The organism is Saccharothrix sp. BKS2 (assembly GCF_047689505.1).
Classification (GTDB): domain Bacteria; phylum Actinomycetota; class Actinomycetes; order Mycobacteriales; family Pseudonocardiaceae; genus Actinosynnema; species Actinosynnema lopnurensis.
Genome location: NZ_JAUQOL010000001.1, coordinates 324044 through 347037, shown reverse-complemented (window position 1 = coordinate 347037; position 22994 = coordinate 324044). Strand labels below are relative to the sequence as shown.

At 75.1% G+C, this 22994-nt stretch carries 7 protein-coding genes; 3 read left to right on the top strand and 4 right to left on the bottom strand.

The genetic code is table 11. The features are described 5' to 3' along the window. Nucleotides 1–17 precede the first annotated feature (17 nt). Nucleotides 18–434, top strand: coding sequence for a DUF6292 family protein (locus tag Q5530_RS01035; RefSeq protein WP_415360036.1), 417 nt, complete (start codon nucleotides 18–20; stop codon nucleotides 432–434). 43 nt (nucleotides 435–477) lie between these two features. On the opposite strand, the gene Q5530_RS01030 is transcribed toward Q5530_RS01035, so the two are convergent. Beyond that, on the bottom strand, nucleotides 478–1680 hold the full coding sequence (locus Q5530_RS01030) for a glycosyltransferase (RefSeq protein WP_415360035.1): 1203 nt from the start codon (nucleotides 1678–1680) through the stop codon (nucleotides 478–480). Nucleotides 1681–1860: 180 nt separating this feature from the next. Between Q5530_RS01030 and Q5530_RS01025 the strand changes: the two genes are divergently transcribed. Next, nucleotides 1861–2103, top strand: a complete 243-nt coding sequence (locus Q5530_RS01025; RefSeq protein WP_415360034.1) for an acyl carrier protein — start codon at nucleotides 1861–1863, stop codon at nucleotides 2101–2103. A 10-nt stretch (nucleotides 2104–2113) separates the two neighbouring features. Continuing rightward, a complete protein-coding gene (locus tag Q5530_RS01020; RefSeq protein WP_415360033.1) occupies nucleotides 2114–2605 on the top strand; it encodes a metallophosphoesterase family protein in 492 nt (163 codons plus the stop codon). A 114-nt stretch (nucleotides 2606–2719) separates the two neighbouring features. Here the strand turns inward: Q5530_RS01020 and Q5530_RS01015 are convergent, their stop codons facing one another. The 3 genes from Q5530_RS01015 to Q5530_RS01005 are packed head-to-tail and all read right to left on the bottom strand — an operon-like array spanning nucleotide 2720 to nucleotide 22991. Further along, nucleotides 2720–2911 carry an MbtH family protein gene (locus Q5530_RS01015; protein WP_380637240.1) on the bottom strand — a complete coding sequence of 64 codons (192 nt, stop codon included), beginning with the start codon at nucleotides 2909–2911 and terminating at the stop codon, nucleotides 2720–2722. Then, nucleotides 2908–4131, bottom strand: a complete 1224-nt coding sequence (locus tag Q5530_RS01010) for an MFS transporter (RefSeq protein ID WP_380637239.1) — start codon at nucleotides 4129–4131, stop codon at nucleotides 2908–2910. Before Q5530_RS01010 ends, Q5530_RS01015 begins: the two co-directional genes overlap by 4 nt. Then, nucleotides 4128–22991, bottom strand: coding sequence for a non-ribosomal peptide synthase/polyketide synthase (locus Q5530_RS01005; RefSeq protein WP_415360031.1), 18864 nt, complete (start codon nucleotides 22989–22991; stop codon nucleotides 4128–4130). The genes Q5530_RS01010 and Q5530_RS01005 overlap by 4 nt, the downstream gene beginning before the upstream one ends. Nucleotides 22992–22994: the final 3 nt, after the last annotated feature.

Sequence of the window (22994 nt, the reverse complement as noted above, 5' to 3'; positions counted from 1 at the left end):
ACCGGACGCACGCGGTGGTGACGGGCCGGCCCGAGCACCCCGAAGGGGCCCCGGTCCGCGGGCTCCGCCGGTACGTGGGCGCGGTCGCCGCGGAGCTGGGGATGACGGGGGAGCACGGGCGCGCCGAGGGCGGGCCGCCCGCCCGCGCCCACCTCGCGGTGCCCGGCCGCCTCCCGTCGTTCCCCGACCGGGTGGTGGTGCTGGTGTGGGACGAGGAGTACGGCTGGGGCGCCGCGGTGGCGGTCGAGCGGGACGACGACCTGGCGGTGCTGTCCTACCTGGGCGGCGAGGTGCTGCCCCCGGCCGCGGCGGTGGCCGCGTTCACCAGGGCGCTCCTGCGCGGGGAGCACCCCGGTGACCCGCGACCGGTCCGGCTGCGCGCGGTGGGCGACGCCGACGGCCTGGTGGACGACCTCGGCGGCCACGCGTCCTGAAAAGGCGCTACGGGCGCCACGCGTCCTGAAAGCGCTCCAGGCGCTACGCGTCCTGGAGGCCCGAGCGGATCTCGACCGGCTCCTGGGCGGCCGCCTCCGCGGCCTCCTCCAGCCCCGACGCGTCCCGGTACACCCGGGTGATCTCGGCGGCGATGCGGTCGGTGCGGTAGCGCGCCTCCACCCGGTCCGCGGCCGCCGTGCCGTAGGCGTCCCGCCGCGCGTCGTCGACCAGCAGCGGCCGCAGCACGCGGGCCAGCGCGTTCGGCTCGCCCGGCGGCACGAGCACCCCGGTCACGCCGTCCACGACCGTCTCGGACAGGCCGGCCACCGCGCTGGCGACCACCGGCACACCGCAGGCCATCGCCTCCAGCGGCGCCGAGGCCGTCTCGCCCCACGTCGTGCACACCACCGCGTCGGCGGAGCGCAGCAGCGCGGGCCGCGCCACCCTCGGCACCGGGCCGACCATCCGCACCCGGTCGGCGACGTCGTGCTCGCGGGCCAGCTCCCGCAGCGCGCGCACCCGCTCCGGACCGCCGCCGACCACGACCAGCTCGGTGTCCCGCACGCCGCGCAGCGCGACGACGACCTCCTCCGCGCCGTCGTCGAAGGTGATCAGCCGGTGCGGCAGCTGCCGGGTGAGCCGCGGCCCGTCCGGGGTGAACCGCGAGACGTCCACCGCGGGCGGCACCACGGCCACGTGCTGCCGCGGCACGCCCATCCGGACCAGCTCCAGCACCTCGTCCGACGAGGTGGCCACGACGCGGCTCGCCTCGCGGGCGATCAGCCGTTCGGTGGACACGCGCGCCGCCGGGATCACCCGACCGCGCACCTTGCGCTCCAGGCAGCCCAGCTCGTGGAACGTCTGCACCACCGGCACGCCCAGGCCGCTCGCGGCCAGCACGGCCGCCAGGCCCGAGGTCCAGGAGTGGGCGTGCACCACGTCCGGCGGGTCGGCCTGCCACCGGTCGCGCAGGGCGCGGATGAACTCGTCGAGGTGCGGCGGCAGCTCGTCCGAGGGGAGGGGGCCGGGAGGTCCGGCGGGCCCGTGGACCACGTCGTAACCGGGCTTGGCCCGCACCACCTCGGGCGGCCGGACGGAATCCCGGCGGGTGTGGACGGTGACGTCGTGGCCCTGCTCGGTCAGCGCCGCGGCCAGGTCCGCCACGTGGACGTCCTGACCGCCCTCCTCCTGGTCCGTGAGCACCGGCAGGGGACTGGCGTGGACCGATACGACCGCAATCTTCATGGATTGTCCTCCGACAGCGCGACCGGCGACACCTCGAGTCGCGCACGGCAGGCTGTGGTTTCAACCATGGTGGACCGTACAAGCAACCCCGGGGGGCTGCCACTTGAAACGGTCGGGTGGTTGACCGGGCCCGCGCCGGGTATGGACCAGGTGACCGACCACGATCGAGGAGGGAAACCGATGGCAACCGGCGAGACCGGCTTCGACGACGTCAGCTTCGACCTGATCTCCGTGCAGTACCACTCGCTCAAGGCGGGGCACGACTACGGCCAGTACGTCCGCGACGCCGAGAACGCGGGCCGGCAGGACGTCGCGGACTTCTTCCGCCGCGTGATGGAGGAGGACTCGGCCCGCGCCAAGCAGTGCCACGAGTTCCTCAAGCAGCTGTCGGGCAGCGACGAGTCCGGCCCGGCGCTGACCTGAGACCGGGTCCGTGAGGGTCGTCGTCCTGGCCGACACCCACGCGCCCCGGCGGTGGAGGTCCTGCCCGCCCGCGGTCGCGGAGCACCTGCGCCGCGCGGACGTCATCCTGCACGCGGGTGACGTCTGCGTGGCCGGCGTGCTCGACGAGCTGGCGCAGTACGCGCCGGTCACCGCCGTGGGCGGGAACAACGACGGTCCGGACGTGGCGGAGTGGGGCGCGCCGGAGACCGTCTCGCTGGACCTGGCCGGCCTGCGGGTCGCGATGGTCCACGACAGCGGGCAGGCGACCGGCCGCACCGCCCGGATGCGCCGCCGGTTCCCCGACGCCCAGCTGGTGGTCTACGGGCACTCGCACATCCCGGTGGACCTGACGGGTGACGGCGTGCGGGTGTTCAACCCCGGTTCGCCGACCGACCGGCGGCGGCAGCCGCACGGCACCCTCGGGCTGCTCGACATCGAGGACGGGGTGCTGCTGGACGCCCGGATCGTGCCGGTGACCTGAAGCAACCCGGGTGACCTGGAGACCCCGGTGACCCGGGTACCCGGGTCACCGGGGTGCTCGGGCTCGGGTGGCCTGCGACGTGCGCCGGCCACCCCCGCCCGGGGAGGCCGCGCCTCAGTCCATGGCCGCGCGCAGCGAAGCCGGGCGCATGTCCGTCCAGACCTCGTCCACGTGGGCCGAGCACTCGTCCTTGGTGCCGCGGGTGCCCTCGAACCGCCACCCGGCCGGGACCTCGTGGTGCGCGGGCCACAGCGAGTACTGGCCCTCGTCGTTCACCAGAACCTGGTAGGTGATGTCGTCCCTCATGCCTCTTCTTCCTCCTGGATCAGATCTTTCCCGTACCCGCGCAGCGTCGGGTTGACCGTGACGAACACCGTGATCAAGAAAATCCCCACCGCGCACGCGGTCACGGCCGCGTGCGCGGACAGCAGTTCGGTCAGCGCGCCGCCGACCAGCGGGCCGATCGCGCCCGCCGTCCCCACGACCACCGCCATCACACCGCTCATCCGCCCGCGCAGCTCGTCCGGGGTGAGCAGCAGCTGGTACGTGCCGATGGTGGTGTTGGCGGTCGGCGCCAGGAACGTCATCAGGGCGAACATCCCGCCCAGCAGGTAGGGCGAGTCCAGCACCAGCGCCAGCGGGGTCAGCAGGCACAGCGCCCAGAACACCGAGGCGATGGACCGGAACGGCCCGAGCGACCGGTGCAGCCGCGGCGCGGCCAGGGCACCGAGCACCCCGCCGACGCCGAGCATCGCGGCCATCACGCCGATCTCGGCCTCCGACGCGCCGCGGCCCTGCGCGAGCCCGATGACCACCAGGTAGAACGCGGTGAAGAACAGGTTCAGCACCACCGCGCACAGCGCCGTCACCCGCACCTCGGCCCGGCCCCACACCCAGCGCAGGCCCGCGCCGATCTCGCGCAGCAGGTGCTGCCGCTCCACCACCCGCTCGGTCGGCGGCACCCGCAGGAACAGCAGCGCCACGAACGCCAGCACGTGCGTGACCAGGTCCAGCAGGAACGGCAGCCACCGGGCCACGCCGAACAGCACGCCGCCCAGCGCGGTGCCGCCCATCTGCCCCAGCTGCGACCGGGCGGTGTTCATCGCCACCGCGGTCGCCAGCTGCGACTCGGGCACCAGGCGCGGCAGGCACGCGTCCTCGGCCGGCTCGAACATCGCCCGGCACACGCCGAGCACCGCCGCCACCGCCAGCACGTGCGGCACCGTCACCGAGTCGAACCACACCGCGGCCACCAGGCCGGCCAGCGCGACCACCTGCGCCGCCTCGCAGCACAGCATGATCCGGCGTCGGTCCCAGCGGTCGACCAGGGCGCCCGCGGGCAGCCCCACCAGCAGCTGAGCCGCCGAGTCGACGGTCAGCGCCAGGCCCGCCACGAACCAGGACCCGGTGACCGCGTACACCAGCAGCGGCAGGGCCAGGACGGTGGCGCTGAACCCGACCTCGGCCAGCGCCTGCCCGCCCCACAGCAGGGTGTAGTTGCGGTTGCGCGCCAGGGACACCGTCACAGCGCCCCCCGGCAGTCCTCGGCGATGGCCCGCAGCGCCGCGGCGAAGTCGGCCGCGACCGCCTCCACCTCGGCGGTCGGGTGCGCCGACGGGTGGTGGTACCAGGTGAACCCGAGGGTCTTGCCCGCCTCGCCGACCACGTCGACCAGGTGGTCGCCGGCGTCCGCCGGGTCGTGGTCCCGGCCGACCGACGGCAGCACCGCCCGGTACAGGCCGGTCGGGCCGTCCGCGCCACCGGAGGACTGGCCCGTGTCGAACTGGCCGAGGTAGTTGAACGACACCGCGGGCCGCCCGCGGTCGGGCACCAGGCCGTGTTGGCGCAGGGCCCCGTAGCCGAAGCCGTTGCCGGGCACGGACCGCAGCTGCCGCCGCACCGCCTTCACCCGGTCGCGCCAGCCGCCGGCGTCGTCGACCTCCAGCGCCACCGGGAACACCGTGGTGAACCAGCCGACGGTCCGCGAGAGGTCCACGTCGTCCAGCACGTCCTCGCGGCCGTGGCCCTCCAGGTCCACCGCGACCCGCGACGACCCGGTCCACCGCGAGAGCGCCCACGCCAGCGCGGCCAGCAGCACGTCGTTGATCCGCGTGCGGTAGGCGGCGGGCGCGCCGCGCAGCAGCGCCTCGGTGTCCTCTTCGGACAGCTCCACGGTCACCGCCGCGGCCGCGTCCCCGGGCCGGGGGAACTCCGGGAACTCCATCGTCCAGTGCTCGAGCTCCCGGTTCAGCCCGCCGCCGAGCACGTGGGCCTCCAGCTTGCGCGACCACTCCTGGTACGAGGTGGTCTTCGCGCCGAGGTCGCCGCCGCCGTAGACCGTCTCCAGGTCGTCCAGCAGCACCCGCCACGACACGCCGTCCACCACCAGGTGGTGCCCGACGAGCAGCAGCAGCGGCTGGTCGCGGCGGAACAGCACCGCCCGGAACAGCGGTCCCGCGCCGATGTCGAACGAGGCGTGCACCTCGTCCGCGACCGCCTCCAGGTCGGCGTCGCCGTCGACCACGGTCAGCACCTCGGCCCCGGCGTCCACGTCCTCGTTGCGCTGCCGCCACACCCCGTCCTCCAGGGTGAACCGCAGCCGCAGCGCGTCGTGGTGCGCCACCAGGGTGCCCAGGGCCCGCCGCAGCGCGTCCACGTCCACCGCCGGGTCCAGCTCCACCAGGTGCGACTGGTTGAAGTGGTGCGGGTTGCGCCGCCCGGAGTGCAGGAACCAGTGCTGGATCGGCGTCAGCGGCACCTCGCCCACCACCGCCGCCCGGCCGTCGGCCGACGAGACCTCCACGGTCACGTGCGGCGCCAGCGAGGCGATCGTCTGGTTGGTGAACAGGTCCCGCGTGGTGAACCGGTAGCCGGCCTGCCGGGACCGCGCCACCACCTGCATGGACAGGATCGAGTCGCCGCCCAGGGAGAAGAAGTTGTCCTCCGCCCCGACCCGCGGCACGCCCAGCACGTCGGCCCACACCGCGGCCAGCGCCTCCTGCACCGGCCCGGACGGCGGCACGTGCTCGGCCCCGCCGATGCCGGAGAGGTCCGGCTCGGGCAGCTTCGCCCGGTCCACCTTCCCGTTGGGGCTCATCGGCAGCACGTCCAGCGGCACGAACACCGACGGCACCAGGTAGTCCGGCAGCGTTTCGCCCAGGAACTCGCGCAGCTTCGCGACCTCGCCCACGACGTAGGCGACCAGCCGCTTGTGGCCGCGCGCGTCCGCCCGCGCCACCACGACCGCCTCGCGCACGTCCGGGTGCTCGACCAGCGCGGTCTCGATCTCGCCCAGCTCCACCCGGAACCCGCGGATCTTCACCTGCTCGTCGGCGCGGCCGACGAACTCCAGCACCCCGTCCCGGTTCCACCGCACCACGTCGCCCGTGCGGTACATCCGCGAGCCGGGCGGGCCGAACGGGTTGGCCGGGAACCGCTGCGCGGTCAGGCCCGGCCGGTCCAGGTAGCCGCGCGCCAGGCCGATGCCCGACACGTACAGCTCACCGGGCACGCCGACCGGCACCGGCCGCAGCGCGGCGTCCAGCACGTGCACGTCGGTGCCGGGGATCGGCCGCCCGATCGGCGGCGCGCCGCCCGGCTCCAGCGGCTCGCTCCACGAGGTCACCACGGTGGACTCGGTCGGCCCGTAGGCGTTGATCATCCTTCGGCCCGGGGCCCACCGGCGCACCAGGTCCGCCGAGCAGGCGTCGCCGCCCACGACCAGCGTCCGGAACGTCGGCAGCTCCGCCCCGTCCGGCACGGTGGCCAGCGCCACCGGCGGGATCAGCGCGTGCGTCACCCCGTGCCGGTCGACGACCTCGGCCAGCTGGTCGCCCAGCAGCGGTCCCGGCGGCGGCACGACCAGCGCCGCGCCCGCCGGCCACGCCATGCACAGCTCCAGCACCGAGGCGTCGAAGCTGGGGGAGGAGAACTCCAGCACCCGGTCGCCCGGTCGCACGTCGAAGTGCGCGATCTCGGCCGCCGAGAAGGCCGCCAGCCCGGCGTGCGACACCACGACGCCCTTCGGCCGCCCGGTCGACCCCGACGTGTAGATCACGTACGCGGGGTGGTCCGGCCGCACCGCCACCACGGGGTTGGTCCCCGGCTGACCGGAGGTGTCCACCGGGCCGTCCAGCACGACCAGCGGCTTCGCGTCGGCGAGCATGAACTCGATCCGCTCGGCCGGGTAGGCGGGGTCGACCGGCAGGAACGCCGCGCCCGCCTTGAGCACCGCCAGCTCGGCCACCAGCAGGTCCACCGACCGCGGCAGCCGCAGCGCCACGACCCGCTCCGGTCCCGCGCCCAGGTCGATCAGGTGGTGCGCCAGCCGGTTGGCCCGCGCGTTCAGCTCGGCGAACGTCACGTCCGCCGCGCCGGTCGTGGCCAGGGCGTCGGGCACCCGCGCGACCTGCGCCTCGACCAGGGCCACCAGCCCCGGCCCCCGGGCGCCCGGCCCGCCGGAACCCCACGTCCCCAGCAGCTCCCGCTCGGCCGCCGGCAGCACGGGCAGCGCCCACAGCGGCCGGTCGGCGTCCTCGGCGATCCCGTCCAGCAGCACCAGCAGGTGCGCCACCAGGCGGTCCGCCGTGACCGCGTCGAACAGGTCGGTGTTGTACTCGACCGACCCGTGCAGGCCGCCGTCGTCGACCTCGGTGAACTCCACCGTCAGGTCGAACGCGGCGCTGACCACCGACTGCGCCACGTCCTCGGCGGCCAGGCCGGGGAAGCCCTGCGCCTGCGGCGCGTTCTGGAGCGCCACCACCGCCTGGAACAGCGGCGTGCGGCTGGTGTCCCGGTCGGGCTGCACCGCGTCCACCACCCGCTCGAACGGCACGTCCTGGTGGGTGAACGCGTCCAGCACCGCACGCCGCGTGCGGGCCAGGAACGCCGGGAAGCTCTCCGCCGGGTCGATCCGCGCCCGCAGCGCCAGCGTGTTGACGAAGAACCCGACCAGGTCCTGCGTCTCCGGCCGCTCGCGCCCGGAGGCCACCGTGCCCAGCGCGAAGTCGTCCTGCCCGGACCAGCGGTGGAACAGCACCTGGCAGGCCGCGACCAGCGCGGTGAACAGCGTGCCGTCCACGTCCCGGGCCAGCCGGCGCAGCCGCGCCACCACCGGCGCGGGCACCGCGAACTCGGTCTGCGCGCCCGCCGTGGTCTGCACCGGGGGCCGGGGCCGGTCGGTCGGCAGCTCCAGCGCGGGCACGCCCGCCAGCTGCTCGCGCCAGTACCCGAGCTGGGTGTCCAGCGGCTGCTGCCGCTGCCAGGCCGCGAAGTCGCCGTAGGAGATCGGCAGCGGCGGCAGCTCCTCGCCGCCGTACAGCGCGGCGAGGTCGGACATCAGCACGCCGCCGGACCAGCCGTCGGTGACGATGTGGTGCATCGTCAGCGCCAGCGTGTGGTCGTCGTCCGCGTGCCGCACCAGCACCGGCCGGAACAGCGGCCCGGTGGTCAGGTCGAACGGCTCCACCTCCGGCAGCGCGGCCACCACCGGCAGCACGACCGGCGCGGGCGGGTGGACCTCCGCGACCGGGAGCCCGTCCACCGCCGGGAACGCGGTGCGCAGCTGGTCGTGCCGCGCCACCAGCGCGGTCAGCGCCCGCTCCAGCCCCGGCACGTCCAGCCCGCCGCGCAGCCGCACGGCCAGCGGCGTCACGTACTCGGTGCCGCCGGGCTGGAACTGGTCCAGGAACCACAGCCGCTGCTGCGCGAACGACAGCGGCGGCGCGCCCTCGGCGCGCGGGATGGCCGACCCGCCCGCCGTGGACAGCCGGGCCGCCAGCGCGCCCACGGTCGGGTGCTCGAACACGTCGCGCGGCGACAGGTCGAACGAGGAGCGCAGCTTCGACACCACGCGGATGCTGGAGATGGAGTCGCCGCCCAGCGCGAAGAAGTTGTCCTCCACGCCGACCGCGTCCAGGCCCAGCACCTCGGCCCACACGTCCGCGACCCGGCGTTCGGCCTCGGTGCGCGGCGGGACGAACCCGCCCGCCGCCGACGCCTCCCGCTCGGGCGCGGGCAGCGCGGCCCGGTCCAGCTTGCCGTTGGCGTTGAGCGGCAGCCGCTCCAGCGCCACGAACGCGGTGGGCACCATGTAGTCGGGCAGCGACCGCGCGGCGTGCGCCCGGAGGCCCGCCGCGTCCAGCGCCGCGTCCGATCCCGAGGTGTCCGACCCCGAGGTGTCCGACCCCGAGGCGTCCGACCCCGAGGCGTCCGACTCGCCGCCGGCCACGCAGTAGGCGACCAGCCGGTCCTCGCGCACCACCACGGCGACCTGCGCCACGGCCGCGTGCCGGGCCAGCACCGCCTCGATCTCGCCCAGCTCGATGCGGAACCCGCGGATCTTCACCTGCTGGTCGGCGCGACCGAAGTACTCCAGCCGCCCGTCCGCCCAGCGGGCGAGGTCGCCGCTGCGGTACATGCGCTCGCCGGGCTCCCCGAACGGGTTGGCGACGAACCGGGACGCGGTCAGGCCGGGCCGCTTGAGGTAGCCGCGCGCCAGGCCGGGACCCGCCACGTACATCTCGCCGACCACGCCCGGCGCGACCGGCCGCAGGTCCTCGTCGAGCACGTAGACCCGCAGGTCGGGGATCGGCACGCCGATCGTGCCGTCCGCGTGGGTCCAGGTGACGTGGACCGTGGTCTCGGTGATGCCGTACATGTTGATCAGCGCGCCGGGCCCGCGCCACGCCGTCACCTTGCGGACGTCGAGCGCCTCACCGCCGAAGATCACGTACCGGATCGACGGCAGCTCGGAGGTCTCGGCCAGCAGCTGGTAGAACGCGGACGGGGTCTGGTTGAGGACCGTGACGCCCTCGTCGACCAGCAGCCGGGCGAAGTCGCGCGGGGAGCGGGAGACCTCGAACGGCACCACCACGAGCCGGCCGCCGTAGAGCAGGGGGCCCCAGAGCTCCCAGACCGAGAAGTCGAAGGCGTAGCTGTGGAAGAGCGTCCACACGTCGTCGGGCCCGAAGCCGAACCACTGCTCGGTCCGCGTCATCAGCCGCACCACGTTGGCGTGGGGGACGACCACGCCCTTGGGCTTGCCCGTCGAACCGGACGTGTAGATCACGTACGCCTTGTTCTCCGGCCGCACCACCACGTCCGGCGGGCTCGTCGGCAGCCCGGCCAGGTCGGGCAGCTTCTGGAGGGTCAGCACCGGCCAGGCGTCCGCGACCATGTAGGCGACGCGGTCGGCCGGGTAGTCGGGGTCGATCGGGAGGTACGCCGCGCCCGACTTGAGCACGCCCAGCACGGCGACGACGAGGTCCAGTGAGCGCGGGAACTTCAGCGCCACCAGGGTTTCCGGTCCGGCGCCCGCCGCGAGCAGGTGGTGGGCGAGCCGGTTGGCCCGCTCGTCGAGCTCCCGGTAGGTCAGCGACTCGCCCCGGCAGGTCACCGCCACCGCGTCCGGCGTGCGCGCCGCCTGCGCGGCGAACAGCGACGGGATCGTGCCATCCACCGGCGTCGCGGGGGCGGCGCCGTTCCACGACACCAGCACCTGCTCCAGCTCGGTGTCGGACAACCACGGCAGCTCCGCCACCCGCCGCAGCGGGTCCGCGCCGAGCGCGTCCAGCAGCCGGGCCAGCCGCTCGCCCAGCACCCGGACGGTGCGCTCGTCGAACAGCCTCGGGTCGTAGGTCAGCTCCACGTGCAGCGAGTCGTCCGCGTACGCCCGCACGGTCAGCGGGTAGGTGGTCGTGTCCAGGCTGTCCACGTCCCCGATGGCCGGCGCGCCGTCCGGGGAGTCCTTGTCCACCGGGTAGTTCTCGAACGCCAGCAGGCTGTCGAACAGCCGCGTGCCCGCCCACTGCTGCACCTGGGCCAGCGACACGAAGTCGAACCGCCGCGACTCGGTCTGCTCCTCCTGGAGGCGGCGCAGCCAGTCCGCGGCGACCGCGTCCGGCTCCACCACCACGCGCGAGGGCACGGTGTTGATGAACATGCCGGTGATCGACTCGACCCCGGGCAGCTCGGCCGGGCGGCCGGACACCGTGCTGCCGAACACCACGTCCCACTGCCCGGCGGTGCGGGCCAGCAGCAGCGCGTACGCGCCCTGCACCAGGGTGTTCACCGTCAGGCCGTGGCCGCGGGCGACCGCGTCCAGCCGGTCGACCGGCAGGTCCAGCACGACCTGCGCGGACGACTCGGCCCGGTGCGCCTGCTCCGGGGCCCGGTCGAACGGCAGCGGCGTGGGCGACTCCACGCCCGCCAGCACGCCCCGCCAGTGCGCCTCGGCGGCGGCCTGGTCCTGCTCGGCCAGCCACGCCAGGTAGTCGCGGAACGGGCGGCGCGCGGTGGGCGCCTCGCCCGCGTACTCGGCCAGCACCTCGCCGAACACCTGCGCGGTGCTCCAGCCGTCCAGGACCAGGTGGTGCGAGGTCCACAGCAGGTCGACCTCGGTGTCCGACACCCGCCCGATGGCCAGCCGCATCAGCGACGGCCCGGCCAGGTCCATGCCCGCCGCGGCGTCGGCCGCGACCAGCTCGTCGGTCACCTCCGCGTACGCGATCGGCACCCGCACGCCGCGCCGCACCACCTGCACCGGCTCGTCCAGGCCCTCCCAGACCACGCCGGAGCGCAGGATCGGGGTGCGGTCCACCACGCGCTGCCACGCCTCGCCCAGCCGGCCCGGGTCGGACACGCCGGTCAGCCGCACCCGCATCTGGTTGAAGTAGGCCGTGCCGCCGTCCACCAGGTCGTGGAACAGCATCCCCGCCTGGAGCGGGGTGAGCGGGTAGACGTCCTCCACGTCCCGGTCTGCGATCCGGTCGACCTGCTCGGCGGTCAGCCCCGCCAGCGGGAAGTCCGACGGGGTGCGGCCCCACGCCCCCGGCCGCGCGCAGAACTCCGCGATCGCGCGCAGCGCCTCGCACATCCGGTCGGCCAGCGCCCGCACCGCGGCCTCGTCGTGGGCCTCGGTGGAGTACTCCCAGTCCAGCACCAGCTCACCCGCCGCCACGGCGGCGGTGATGTCGAGCAGGTGGCCCCGGACGAAGTCGGCGGGCACCTCCTCGCCGTGCTCGGCCTCGGTGACCTCGTCGTCCCACTGGCCCAGGTAGTTGAAGCACACCCGGGGCAGCGCGCCGGCCAGGTCGCGGCCGCCGTACTTCAGGGCCTCGTAGCTCAGCCCCTTGTCCGGCACCGCGCGCAGCTGCTCCTTGACCGCCTTCAGCGCGTCGCCCCAGTCGCCCGAACCGGTTACCCCGCCGGGCAGCTCCAGCGACACCGGGAACTGGGCGGTGAACCAGCCGACCGTGCGCGACAGGTCCACGCCGTCGAACAGCTCCTCGCGGCCGTGGCCCTCCAGCGCCACCAGCGCGCGGCCCTCGAACGCCCACGCCAGCGCGGTCAGCAGCACGTCGTTGACCTGCGTCCGGTACGCCTCGGGCACGTCGCGCAGCAGCGCCTCGGTCTCGGCGCGCCCCAGGCGCACGGACACGCTGCGCGCGGTGCCCGCGGTGGTCGGCACGCGCTCCTCGACCGGCAGCCCGGCCCAGTGCGGCAGGGCGTGGTCGAACCGGCCGTCCCGGACGTGCCGGTCCAGCCGCCGCGCCCAGTCCGCGAACGCCGTGGTCCGGGGCGGCAGGGCACCGCCCGCGAGCAGGGTCTCCAGGTCCGACAGGACCACCCGCCACGACACCGCGTCCACCACCAGGTGGTGCGCGGTGAGGAACAGCCGCCCGTCGTCGAACAGCACCGCCCGCAGCAGCGGACCGCGCCCCGGGTCCAACGAGGCCCGCGCCCGCTCGGCCTCGGTGCGCAGGTCGTCGACCGCGACCCGGAACACGCCGGCGTCCTCGAACCCGGCTGCCCCGAACCCCGCGGCCTCGACCGGCACGACCTCCTGCTGCCACACCCCGTCCGCCCGGGTGAACCGGGTGCGCAGCGCGTCGTGGTGGGCGAGCACGGCCCGCACGGCGTCGCGCACCGCGCCCGGCTCGACCGCGCCCAGCTCCACGACCACGGACATGGTGTAGTGCGCCAGGGGGACCCCATGGGATGAAACGCAGTCGGTGAAGAACCACCGCTGGATCGGGGTGAGCGGCACCGGCCCGGTCACGACCTCGTGCGCCTGCCCGGCGTGCTCGGTCACCGCGAGCGCCAGGTCCGCGATCGTCTGCCGCAGGAAGATGTCCTTGGAGGTCAGCTTCAGCCCCGCCTGGCGGGCCCGGGACACCACCTGCATGGACAGGATCGAGTCGCCGCCCAGCGCGAAGAAGTTGTCCCGCGCGCCGACCCGCTCGACGCCCAGCACCTCGGCCCAGATCCCCGCCAGCCGCGCGGGCACGCCCGCCTCCGGGGCCACGTAGCCGGCCTCGTCGGTGAACGTCGGCGCGGGCAGCGCCCGCCGGTCCACCTTGCCGCTCGGCGTCAGCGGCAGGGCGTCCAGCGCCACGAACGCCGAGGGCACCAGGTAGTCCGGCAGCCGCTGCTTGAGCCACGCGCCCAGGTCGGTCGCGGTGCCGGCGGTGTAGGCCACCAGCCGCTGGTGGCCGTGGTGCGCGTGGGCCACCACGGTCGCCTGCGCCACCTCGGGGTGCTCCAGCAGCGCGGCCTCGACCTCGGCCGGCTCGATCCGGAAGCCCCGGATCTTGACCTGGTCGTCGGTGCGGCCGAGGTACTCCAGTTGGTCGCCCACCCAGCGCACCCGGTCGCCCGTGCGGTACATGCGCGAGCCGGGCTCGCCGTACGGGTCGGCCACGAACCGGTCGGCGGTCAGGCCGGGCCGGTCGAGGTAGCCGCGCGCGACCTGCGGGCCGGCCAGGAACAGCTCGCCCGGCACGCCCACCGGGGCGGGCCTCAGGTCCTCGTCGAGCACGCGCGCCACGAGGTTGCGCAGCGGGCGCCCGATCAGCGCCCGGTCGCCGGTCACCCGGGTGGCGACCGAGTCCACGGTCACCTCGGTGGGGCCGTAGTAGTTGAACGCGGTGGTGGGCGCGCCGGCCAGCTCCCGCCACAGGGCCGCGGGCAGCGCCTCGCCGCCCAGCGACAGCACCTTCGGCGCGTGGTCGCCGTCGAGCAGCCCGGCGGGCAGCAGCTGCTGCGCGTACGACGGGGTCAGGTCCATGAAGTCGATCCGGCGCGCCCGGACGTAGTCGACCAGGGCGTCCGGCTCCAGCCGCACGTCCTCGGTGATCACGTGCAGCTCGTGGCCGGCCGCCATCAGCAGCGGGCCCTCCCACGAGGTGTCGAAGGAGAACACCGCGGTGAGCGCGACCCGCAGCCGGCCGAAGCCGCCGAACGCGTCGCGGTGGTTGTGGAACAGGTTGGCCAGCTGCCCGTGCTCCACCACCACGCCCTTGGGCCGGCCGGTGGACCCGGACGTGTAGATCACGTAGGCGGCCTGGTCCGGCCGCACGACCACGTCCGGCCTGGTCGCGGGGAACGCGCCCAGGTCGGGCACCTCGTCCAGCACCAGCACCGGCTTCGCGTCGGACAGCAGGTACTCGACCCGCTCGCGCGGCAGGTCCCGGTCGACCGGCAGGTACACCGCGCCCGCCTTGTGCGCGGCCAGGATCGCGACCACGGAGTCCGCCGAGCGCGGCAGCGACACCGCCACGACCCGCTCCGGGCCCGCCCCCCGCGCGAGCAGGTGGTGGGCCAGCCGGTTGGCGCGGGCGTCCACCTCGGCGAAGGTCAGCCGCTCGTCGCCGCAGACCAGCGCCGCGGCGTCCGGCGTGCGGGCGGCCTGGGCCTCGAACAGCTCCGGGAACGTGCCGCCCGCGACCTCCAGCGGCTCGCCGCGCCCGTCGGGCTCGTCGCCCAGCAGCAGGGACACCTCGGCCAGCGGCCGGTCCGGGTCGGCGGTGACGCCCGCCAGCAGCGCCACCAGGTGCCGCGTCATCCGGTCCACGGTCTCCGCGTCGAACAGCTCGGTGCTGTACTCGACCGCGCCGCGCAGCTCGCCGCCGGACTCGCCGAACTCGAAGGTGAGGTCGCAGGTCGAGGTGAGCAGCGGCAGCCCGACCTCCTCGGCCCGCAGGCCGGGCAGCTCCGGCAGCTCGTCGCCGGTGTTCTGGAGCAGCACCATGGCGTCGAACAGGGCGTTGCGGCTCGGGTCGCGGTCAGGCCGCACGGCCTCGACCACCCGCTCGAACGGCACGTCCTGGTGCGCGAACCCGTCCCGCACGGTGGTGCGGACCTGCGCCAGGAACTCGTCGAAGGAGCGCCGGAGGTCCACTGTGGAGCGCAGCACCACGGTGTTGACGAACAGGCCGACCACGTCGTCCAGCTCGGCCCGGCCGCGCCCGGACACCGCGGTGCCCACCGCGATGTCGTCCTGCCCGGTGTAGCGGGCCAGCAGTGCCTGGGTGGCCGCGACGAGCGCGGTGAACAGGGTGTCCCCGCGCCGCGCGGCCAGGGACTTCAGCGCCTCCGCGACCGGCGCGGGCACGGTGAACCCGTGCATCGCGCCCGCCACGCCGCGCACGGCCGCGCGCGGCCGGTCGGTGGGCAGCTCCAGCGGCGGCACCCCGGCCAGCCGGCGCGCCCAGTAGTCCACCGGCGGGGCCTGGTGCCAGGCCGTGTAGTCCACGTACTGCACCGGCGGCGGCGGCAGCTCCCGGCCCGCGTACAGCTCGCCCAGGTCGCGGGCCAGCACGCCGGTGGACCAGCCGTCGGTGACGATGTGGTGCAGGGTCAGCACGAGCACGTGCTCCTCGGCGGCCACGCGCACCAGCCGGACCCGCAGCAGCGGGCCGCGGCGCAGGTCGAACGGCGTGCTCACCTCCTGGTGGAGCACGTCCTCCCAGTCCGCGTCCTCGACCGCGAGCGGCACCTCGTAGGGCTCGTGGACGAGCTGCACGCCGTCGTCGAACGTGGTGCGCAGCGACTCGTGCCGCGCCACCAGGCCGTTGAGCGCGCGCCGCAGCGCGTCGAGGTCCAGCGGACCGTGCAGGCGCAGGGCCGTGGGCGTGACGTACTCGGTGCTGTTCGGCTCGAACTGGTCCAGGAACCACAGCCGCTTCTGCGCGGGGGACTGCTCGTGGACGAGGGGGCCGTGGACGCCATCGCGCGGGATCACCGGGATGGCGTCCACTCCTGCCCTTCCGGTCACCGCGGTGGCGAGGCCGGAAACCGTGGGGTGCTCGAACACCGCGCGCGGCGACAGCTGCACGCCGAACGCCGCGCGCAACCGGGAGGTCACGCGGATGCTGAGGATCGAGTCGCCGCCGAGGGCGAAGAAGTCGTCCGTCGCGCCGACCCGCTCCAGGCCGAGCACGTCCGCGACCACGCCGGCCACGATCCGCTCCGCGTCGGTGCGCGGCGCGACGTGCTCGCCGGAGAAGTCCGGTTCCGGCAGCGCCCGGCGGTCCAGCTTGCCGCTCGGGGACAGCGGCAGCGCGTCCAGCACCACCACGGCCGAGGGCACCATGTAGTCCGGCAGCGCGCGGGCCAGCACGTCGCGCGCGTCGGTCTCCGGCGCGCCGGTGACGTAGCCGATCAGCCGGTTGCCGCGGACCACCACGGCCGCCTCGCGCACGCCGGGCACGTCGGCCAGCGCCGACTCCACCTCGCCCAGCTCGATCCGGAAGCCGCGGATCTTGACCTGGTCGTCGTTGCGGCCGAGGTAGTCGAGGAGTCCCCGCAGCGCCTGATCGTCGGCTCCGCCGACCGCGAGCCACCGGACCCGGTCGCCGGTCCGGTACATGCGCGAGCCGGGCGCCCCGAACGGGTCGGCCACGAACCGGTCGGCGGTCAGGCCGGGTCGCCCGAGGTAGCCTCGCGCGACCTGCGGTCCCGCGAGGAACAGCTCGCCCGGCACGCCCGGCGGCACCGGCCGCAGGTCGGCGTCGAGCACGTACGCGGCCAGGTTGTGCAGCGGGCGGCCGATCACGGGCCGGTCACCGGTGACCGGCGTGGCCACCGAGTCCACGGTGACCTCGGTCGGCCCGTAGTAGTTGAAGCCCACCACCGGGGACGCGGCGATCTCCCGCCACAGCGCCTCGTCGACGGCCTCGCCGCCGAGCATGAGCCTGCGCAGCCCGCTGTCCAGCAGGCCGGCCTGCACGAGCTGGCGCGCGTAGGTCGGGGTCAGGTCGAGCATCCCGATGCCGTGCTCGGTCACGTAGGCCACCAGCGCGGCCGGGTCCAGGCGCAGGTCGTCGTCCACCACGTGCAGCTCGTGCCCGGCGGCCAGGAACAGCAGGCCCTCCCACGAGGTGTCGAAGGAGAACGTGGCGGTGACCGCGAACCTGAGCGGCTCGTCCATCAGGTCGCGCCGGTTGGCGTAGAAGAGGTTCGCCAGCTGCCGGTGCTCGACCACGACGCCCTTGGGCGTGCCGGTCGAGCCCGAGGTGTAGATGACGTAGGCCGCCTGCTCGGGCCGCAGCACGACCTCGGGCGCGGTGCCCGGGAACCCGTCGGTGTCCGGCAGCTCGTCCAGCACCAGGGCGGGCGCGGCGTCGCGCAGCAGGAAGTCCACCCGCTCGGCGGGCAGCCGGGGGTCGATCGGCAGGTGCGCCGCGCCGGCCTTGAGCACGGCCAGCACCGCCACCACCAGGTCGGCCGACCTGGGCAGCCGCAGCGCGACGACCCGCTCCGGGCCCGCGCCGTGCGCGAGGAGGTGGTGGGCCAGCCGGTTGGCGCGGGCCTCGACCTCGGCGAAGGTCCAGGACCGGCCGCGGAACACCAGCGCGGTCGCGTCGGGCGTGCGGCGGGCCTGCTCGGCGAACACCTCCGGGTACAGCGCGGAGGGGAACTCCGCCGCCGTCCGGTTCCACTCGACCAGCACCTGCCGCCGCTCGTCGGCGGACAGCCACGGCAGGTCCGCGACGCGCGTCGACGGGTCGGCGGCGATCGCGGTCACCAGGTCGCGCAGCCAACCGGCCAGCCGCCGGGCGGTCCCGGCGTCGAACAGCCCGGGGTCGTAGGCCACGTCCAGGTTGAGCCGGTCGGTCAGGGAGGCGGTGAGCGCCAGCGGCAGCGTGGTGTTGTCCACCGCGTCCACCTCGGCCACCCGCGGCCCGGCGCCGTCGCGCTCGAACGGGTAGTTCTCGAACACCACGACGCTGTCGAACAGCCGCGTGCCGACCCACGACTGGATCTCAGCCAGCGAGGCGTGGTCGAACCGCCGCGCCTCGCCCTGCGCGGCCTGGAGCGCGCGCAGCCACGCGCCCACCTCCGCGCCCGGGTCGACCGAGGCGCGGGCGGGCACGGTGTTGATCAGCATGCCGACCATCGACTCCACGCCCGGCAGCTCGGCCGGGCGGCCCGACACCGTGGTGCCGAACACCACGTCGGCCTCGCCGGAGACGCGGGACAGCAGCAGCGCCCACGCGCCCTGCACCACCGTGTTCACGGTCAGGCCCGCGCGCTGCGCCGCGTCGCCGAGGTCGAGGGAGAACGCGACCGACCCGGTCGCCTCGGCGCGGTGCGCCTGGGTCGGCGGGCGGTCGAACGGCAGCGGCGTCGGGCCGTCCACGTCGGCCAGCACGGCGCGCCAGTGCGCCTCGGCCTCGGCCCGGTCCTGCTCGGCCAGCCACCGCAGGTAGTCGCGGAACGGCCGGCGCGCGGGCAGCCGCGCGGGCTCGCCGGTGGTGATCGCCCGGTACTGCTCCAGCACCTCGCCGAACACCTGCGCGGTGCTCCAGCCGTCCAGGATCACGTGGTGGGACGACCAGACCAGCTCGACCCGGTCACCGTCCAGCGGGGTGATCCGCACCCGCAGCAGCGGCGCGGTGGACAGGTCGAACTCGCCCTCCACCGGGCCGAACGGCAGGCGGACGTCCCGGTGCACGACCTGCACCGGCTCGTCCAAGCCCTCCCAGACCACGCTGGAGCGCAGCACGGGTGTGCGGTCCACGACCCGCTGCCACGCCAGCTCCAGCGCGGCCGGGTCGGTGACGCCGTCGAGCACCAGCCGCATCCGGTCCACGTACGCGCCGGGCTCGACCAGGCTGTGGAAGACCATGCCCGCCTGGAGCGGGGTGAGCGGGTAGACGTCCTCGACGTCCGGCCCGACCACGGCGTCCACCTGCTCCTGGGTGAGCCGCGCCAGCGGGAAGTCGCTCGGCGTGCGGCCGCCCGCGCCCGGCTCGGCGCAGTGCGCCACGATCTCGCGCAGCCCGTTGAGCACCCGCTCGGCCAGCCGCCGCACGGTGCCCTCGTCGTGCACCTCGGCGGAGTACTGCCAGGCCAGCTCCAGCTCGTCGTGCTCGACCAGGCCGATCACGTCGATCAGGTGGCCGCGCGCCTGGCCGGGGTCGAGGTCCTCGCCGACCGCGTCGCGCCGCGCCCGGTAGAAGCCGCCGTCGGCCACGTCGAACCGGCCGTGGTAGTTGAAGGAGATCTCGGGCAGCCGGGTGCCGCCCAGCGCCTCGTAGCTCAGGCCCTTGTGCGGGACCGCGCGCAGGGACTCCTTGACGGCCTTGAGCGTGCGGCCCCAATCGGTGCGGGTGCCGTCGGCGTCGGTGCTGTCCGGGCGGGCGCCGTCCCGGTGGACCGGCAGCACCACCGGGAACTGGGTGGTGAACCAGCCGACCGTGCGGGACAGGTCCACGCCCGGCAGCAGCTCCTCGCGGCCGTGGCCCTCCAGCGCCACGCCCACCGCGTCCCGCCCGGTCCACTCGGCCAGCGCGCGGCCCAGCGCGCTCAGCAGCACGTCGTTGACCTGCGTCCGGTAGACCGGCGGCACGGCGGTCAGCAGCGCCTCGGTGGTCTCCCGGTCCAGCCGCACCGACACCGTGCGCACCGAGCCGGCCGTGTTCGCGCCGTCCCGGTCGACGGGCAGCGACCCGGGCTCGGGCAGCGCGTCCCAGTGCGCCTTCGCGCCGTCGAGCGCGCCGGAGCGCACGTGCTCGTCCAGCCGGTGCGCCCACTGCGTGAACGGCGTGCCGACCGGCTCCAGCGCCAGGCCCCGGTAGGCCCGCTCCAGGTCGCCCAGCAGCACGCGCCAGGACACGCCGTCCATCGCCAGGTGGTGGGCGGTCAGCAGCAGCTCGGGCCGCTCGCCCGGGAAGAGCACCGCCCGCAGCAGCGGACCGGCGGCGAGGTCCAGGCCCCGCTGCGCCTCGCGCGCCACGGTCTCGGCGTCGGCCTCGCGCTCGACGCGGAACACGGCGCCGTCCCCGGCACCGTCCCCGGGGCCCACCTCCTGCACCCACCGGCCGTCGACCTGGTGGAACCGCAGCCGCAGCGCGTCGTGGTGCGCCAGCACGGCGTGCACGGCGGTCCGCAGCGCCTCGGCGTCCACGCCCGGCTCCAGCTCCACCAGCAGCGTCATGGTGAAGTGCGCCAGCGGGCCGTGCTCGGTGAAGAACCAGCGCTGGATCGGGGTCAGCGGCGCGGGACCGGTGAACACCCGCTGCGGCGCGACCTCGGCGGCGGTGCCCGCGACCAGCGCCAGCTCCGCCACGGTCTGGTGGCGGAACACGTCGCGCGAGGTCAGGTGCAGCCCGGCCTGCCGGGCCCGGGACACCAGCTGGATCGACAGGATCGAGTCGCCGCCGACCGCGAAGAAGTTGTCCTCGACGCCGACCCGCTCCGCGCCCAGCACCTCGGCCCAGATCCGGGCCAGCTCGGCCTCCACGGGCGTGCGGGGCGCGACGAACTCGCCGTCGCCCACGGCCTGCGGCGCGGGCAGCGCGGCCTTGTCCAGCTTGCCGTTCGGCGTCAGCGGGATGCGGTCCAGCTCCACGAACGCGGACGGGACCTGGTACTCCGGGAGCGACCGGCGCAGGTGCTCGCGCAGGTTGGCGGAACCGGTGGTCACCACGTAGGCGACCAGCCGGGGGTGGCCGTTCTCGGTGCGGGCGACCACGGCCGCCTCGCGCACGTCGGGGTGACCCAGCAGGGCGGCCTCGACCTCGCCCAGCTCGATCCGGTAGCCCCGGATCTTGACCTGGTCGTCGTTGCGGCCCAGGTACTCCAGCGTCCCGTCGGCCAGCCACCGGACCCGGTCGCCGGTCCGGTACATGCGCGAGCCGGGCTCGCCGTGGGGGTCGGCCACGAACCGGTCGGCGGTCAGGCCGGGCCGGTCGAGGTAGCCGCGCGCGACCTGCGGGCCCGCGATGAACAGCTCACCCGGCACGCCCACCGGCAGCGGCCGCAGCTCCTCATCCAGCACCCGCGCGGTCAGGTTGGCCAGCGGGCGGCCGATGACCGGCCGGTCGCCGACCACGGGCGTGGACACCGCGTCGACGGTCGTCTCGGTCGGCCCGTAGAAGTTGTAGGCCCTCGTGCCCGAGGAGCGCGCCAGCTCCTGCCACAGCGCCGTGCCCAGGGCCTCGCCGCCGAGCATCAGCACCTTCGGCGCGTGGTCGCCGTCGAGCAGCCCGGCGGGCAGCAGCTGCTGCACGTAGGACGGGGTGAGGTCGAGGAAGTCGATGCGGTTGGCCCGCACGTAGTCCACCAGCGCGGTCGGCTCCAGCCGCACCTCGTCGGGGAGCACGTGCAGCTCGTGGCCTGCCGCCATCAGCAGCGGGCCCTCCCACGAGGTGTCGAACGAGAACACCGCGGACAGCGCCACCCGCATGTGCTCGCGGGCGAAGTCGGTGACGTGGTTGTGGAACAGCTGCACCAGCTGCCGATGCTCGACCACGACGCCCTTGGGCAGGCCGGTCGAGCCGGAGGTGTAGATGACGTAGGCGGCGTTCGCCGGGTCGACCGGCACCGCCGGCCGGGTGGCCGCGTACGCCGAGGTGTCCACCGGCTCGTCGAGCACCAGCACCGCGCCGGAGTCGCCGAGCAGGTGCGCCCGGCGCGCCTCGGGCAGGCCCGGGTCGACCGGCAGGTACACCGCGCCCGCCTTGAGGATGCCCAGGATGCCGACCACGGCGTCCACGCCGCGCGGCAGCGACAGCGCGACCACCTGCTCCGGCTCGACGCCCTCGGCCACCAGGTGGTGGGCCAGCCGGTTCGCCCGCGCCTCCAGCTCGGCGAAGGTCAGCCGGTCCTCGCCGCACACCAGCGCGGTGGCGTCGGGGGTGCGGCGGGCCTGCGCCTCGAACAGCTGCTGGAACGTGGTGGCGGACACGTCCAGCGCGCGACCGCGGCCGTCCGGCTCGTCGCCGAGCAGCAGCGGCAGCGCGCCCATCGGCCGGTGCGGGTCCTCGGTGACGCCGGTCAGCAGGGCGAGCAGGTGCCGGCCCATCCGGTCGACCGTGGCCGCGTCGAACAGCTCGGTGCTGTACTCCATCAGGACGTGCAGGCCGTCGTCGCCCGCGGTGAAGTCGATGCTCAGGTCGAAGTTCGCCTGGTCGCGGGTCAGCGGGTGCTCCTCGACCCGCAGGCCCGGCAGCTCGGGCAGCGCGCGGCCCGCGTTCTGGAGCACCACCATGACGTCGAACAGCGGCGTGCGGCTCGGGTCGCGCGGCGCGCCCACGGCCTCCACCACCCGGTCGAACGGCACGTCGTCGTGGGCGAACGCGTCCAGCGCGGTGCGGTTGACCTGCGCCAGGAACTCGGTGAACGACCGGGAGGTGTCCACAGTGGACCGGATGACCACGGTGCCGACGAGGAAGCCGACCACGCCGGCCAGCTCGGGCCGGTCGCGCCCGCTGGTCACCGTGCCGACCGCGATGTCGTCCTGCCCGGAGTAGCGGGCCAGCAGCAGCTGCCCGGCCGCCATCAGGGTGGTGAACAGCGTGGTCTCGTTGTCCCTGGCCAGCCGGGCGAGCCGGTCGGCCACGCCCTTCGGCACGGTCAGCTCGTGCGCGGCGCCCGCGGAGGTGCGCTCGGCCGGTCGCGGCCGGTCGGCGGGCAGCTCCAGCGGCGCCACGCCGGCCAGCTGGGTGCGCCAGTAGCCGACGTCCACCGGCCTGCCCTGCTGCCACACGGCGTAGTCGGCGTACTGCAACCGCGGCGGCGGCAGCTCCTCGCCCCGGTACAGCGCGCCCAGCTCCTCGGCCAGCAGGCCCAGGGACCAGCCGTCCACCACGATGTGGTGCGTGGTCAGCAGCAGCACGTGGGCGTCGTCCGAGCCGGTCGCCGCCGGTAACAGCGCCGCCCGGAACAGCGGGCCCCGCCGCAGGTCGAACGGCCGGTCCAGCTCGGGGCGCAGGTCGTCCACCAGCACGACGTCCAGGTCCACGTGGTCGTGCACGACCTGCACCGGGCGGCCGTCGGCCTGGTCGAACGTGGTGCGCAGCGACTCGTGCCGCCGCACCAGGCCGCGCAGCGCGGCGGTCAGCCGGTCCCGGTCGAGCGCGCCGGTGAGCCGCAGCGCCAGCGCGCTGGTGTACTCGGTGCTCCCGGGCTGGAACTCGGCCAGGAACCACAGCCGCTGCTGACCGGCGGACAGCGGCAGCGGCCGGTCGCGCGGCGCGGGCGGGATCTCGTCGGCGCGCGGCGCGGTGGCCGCCACCTTGCCCGCGAGCCGCTGGCGCAGCTTCTCCCGCAGGTGCGCGGGCAGCGCGGAGATCCGGTCGTCCTTGGACGTGGTCATCGG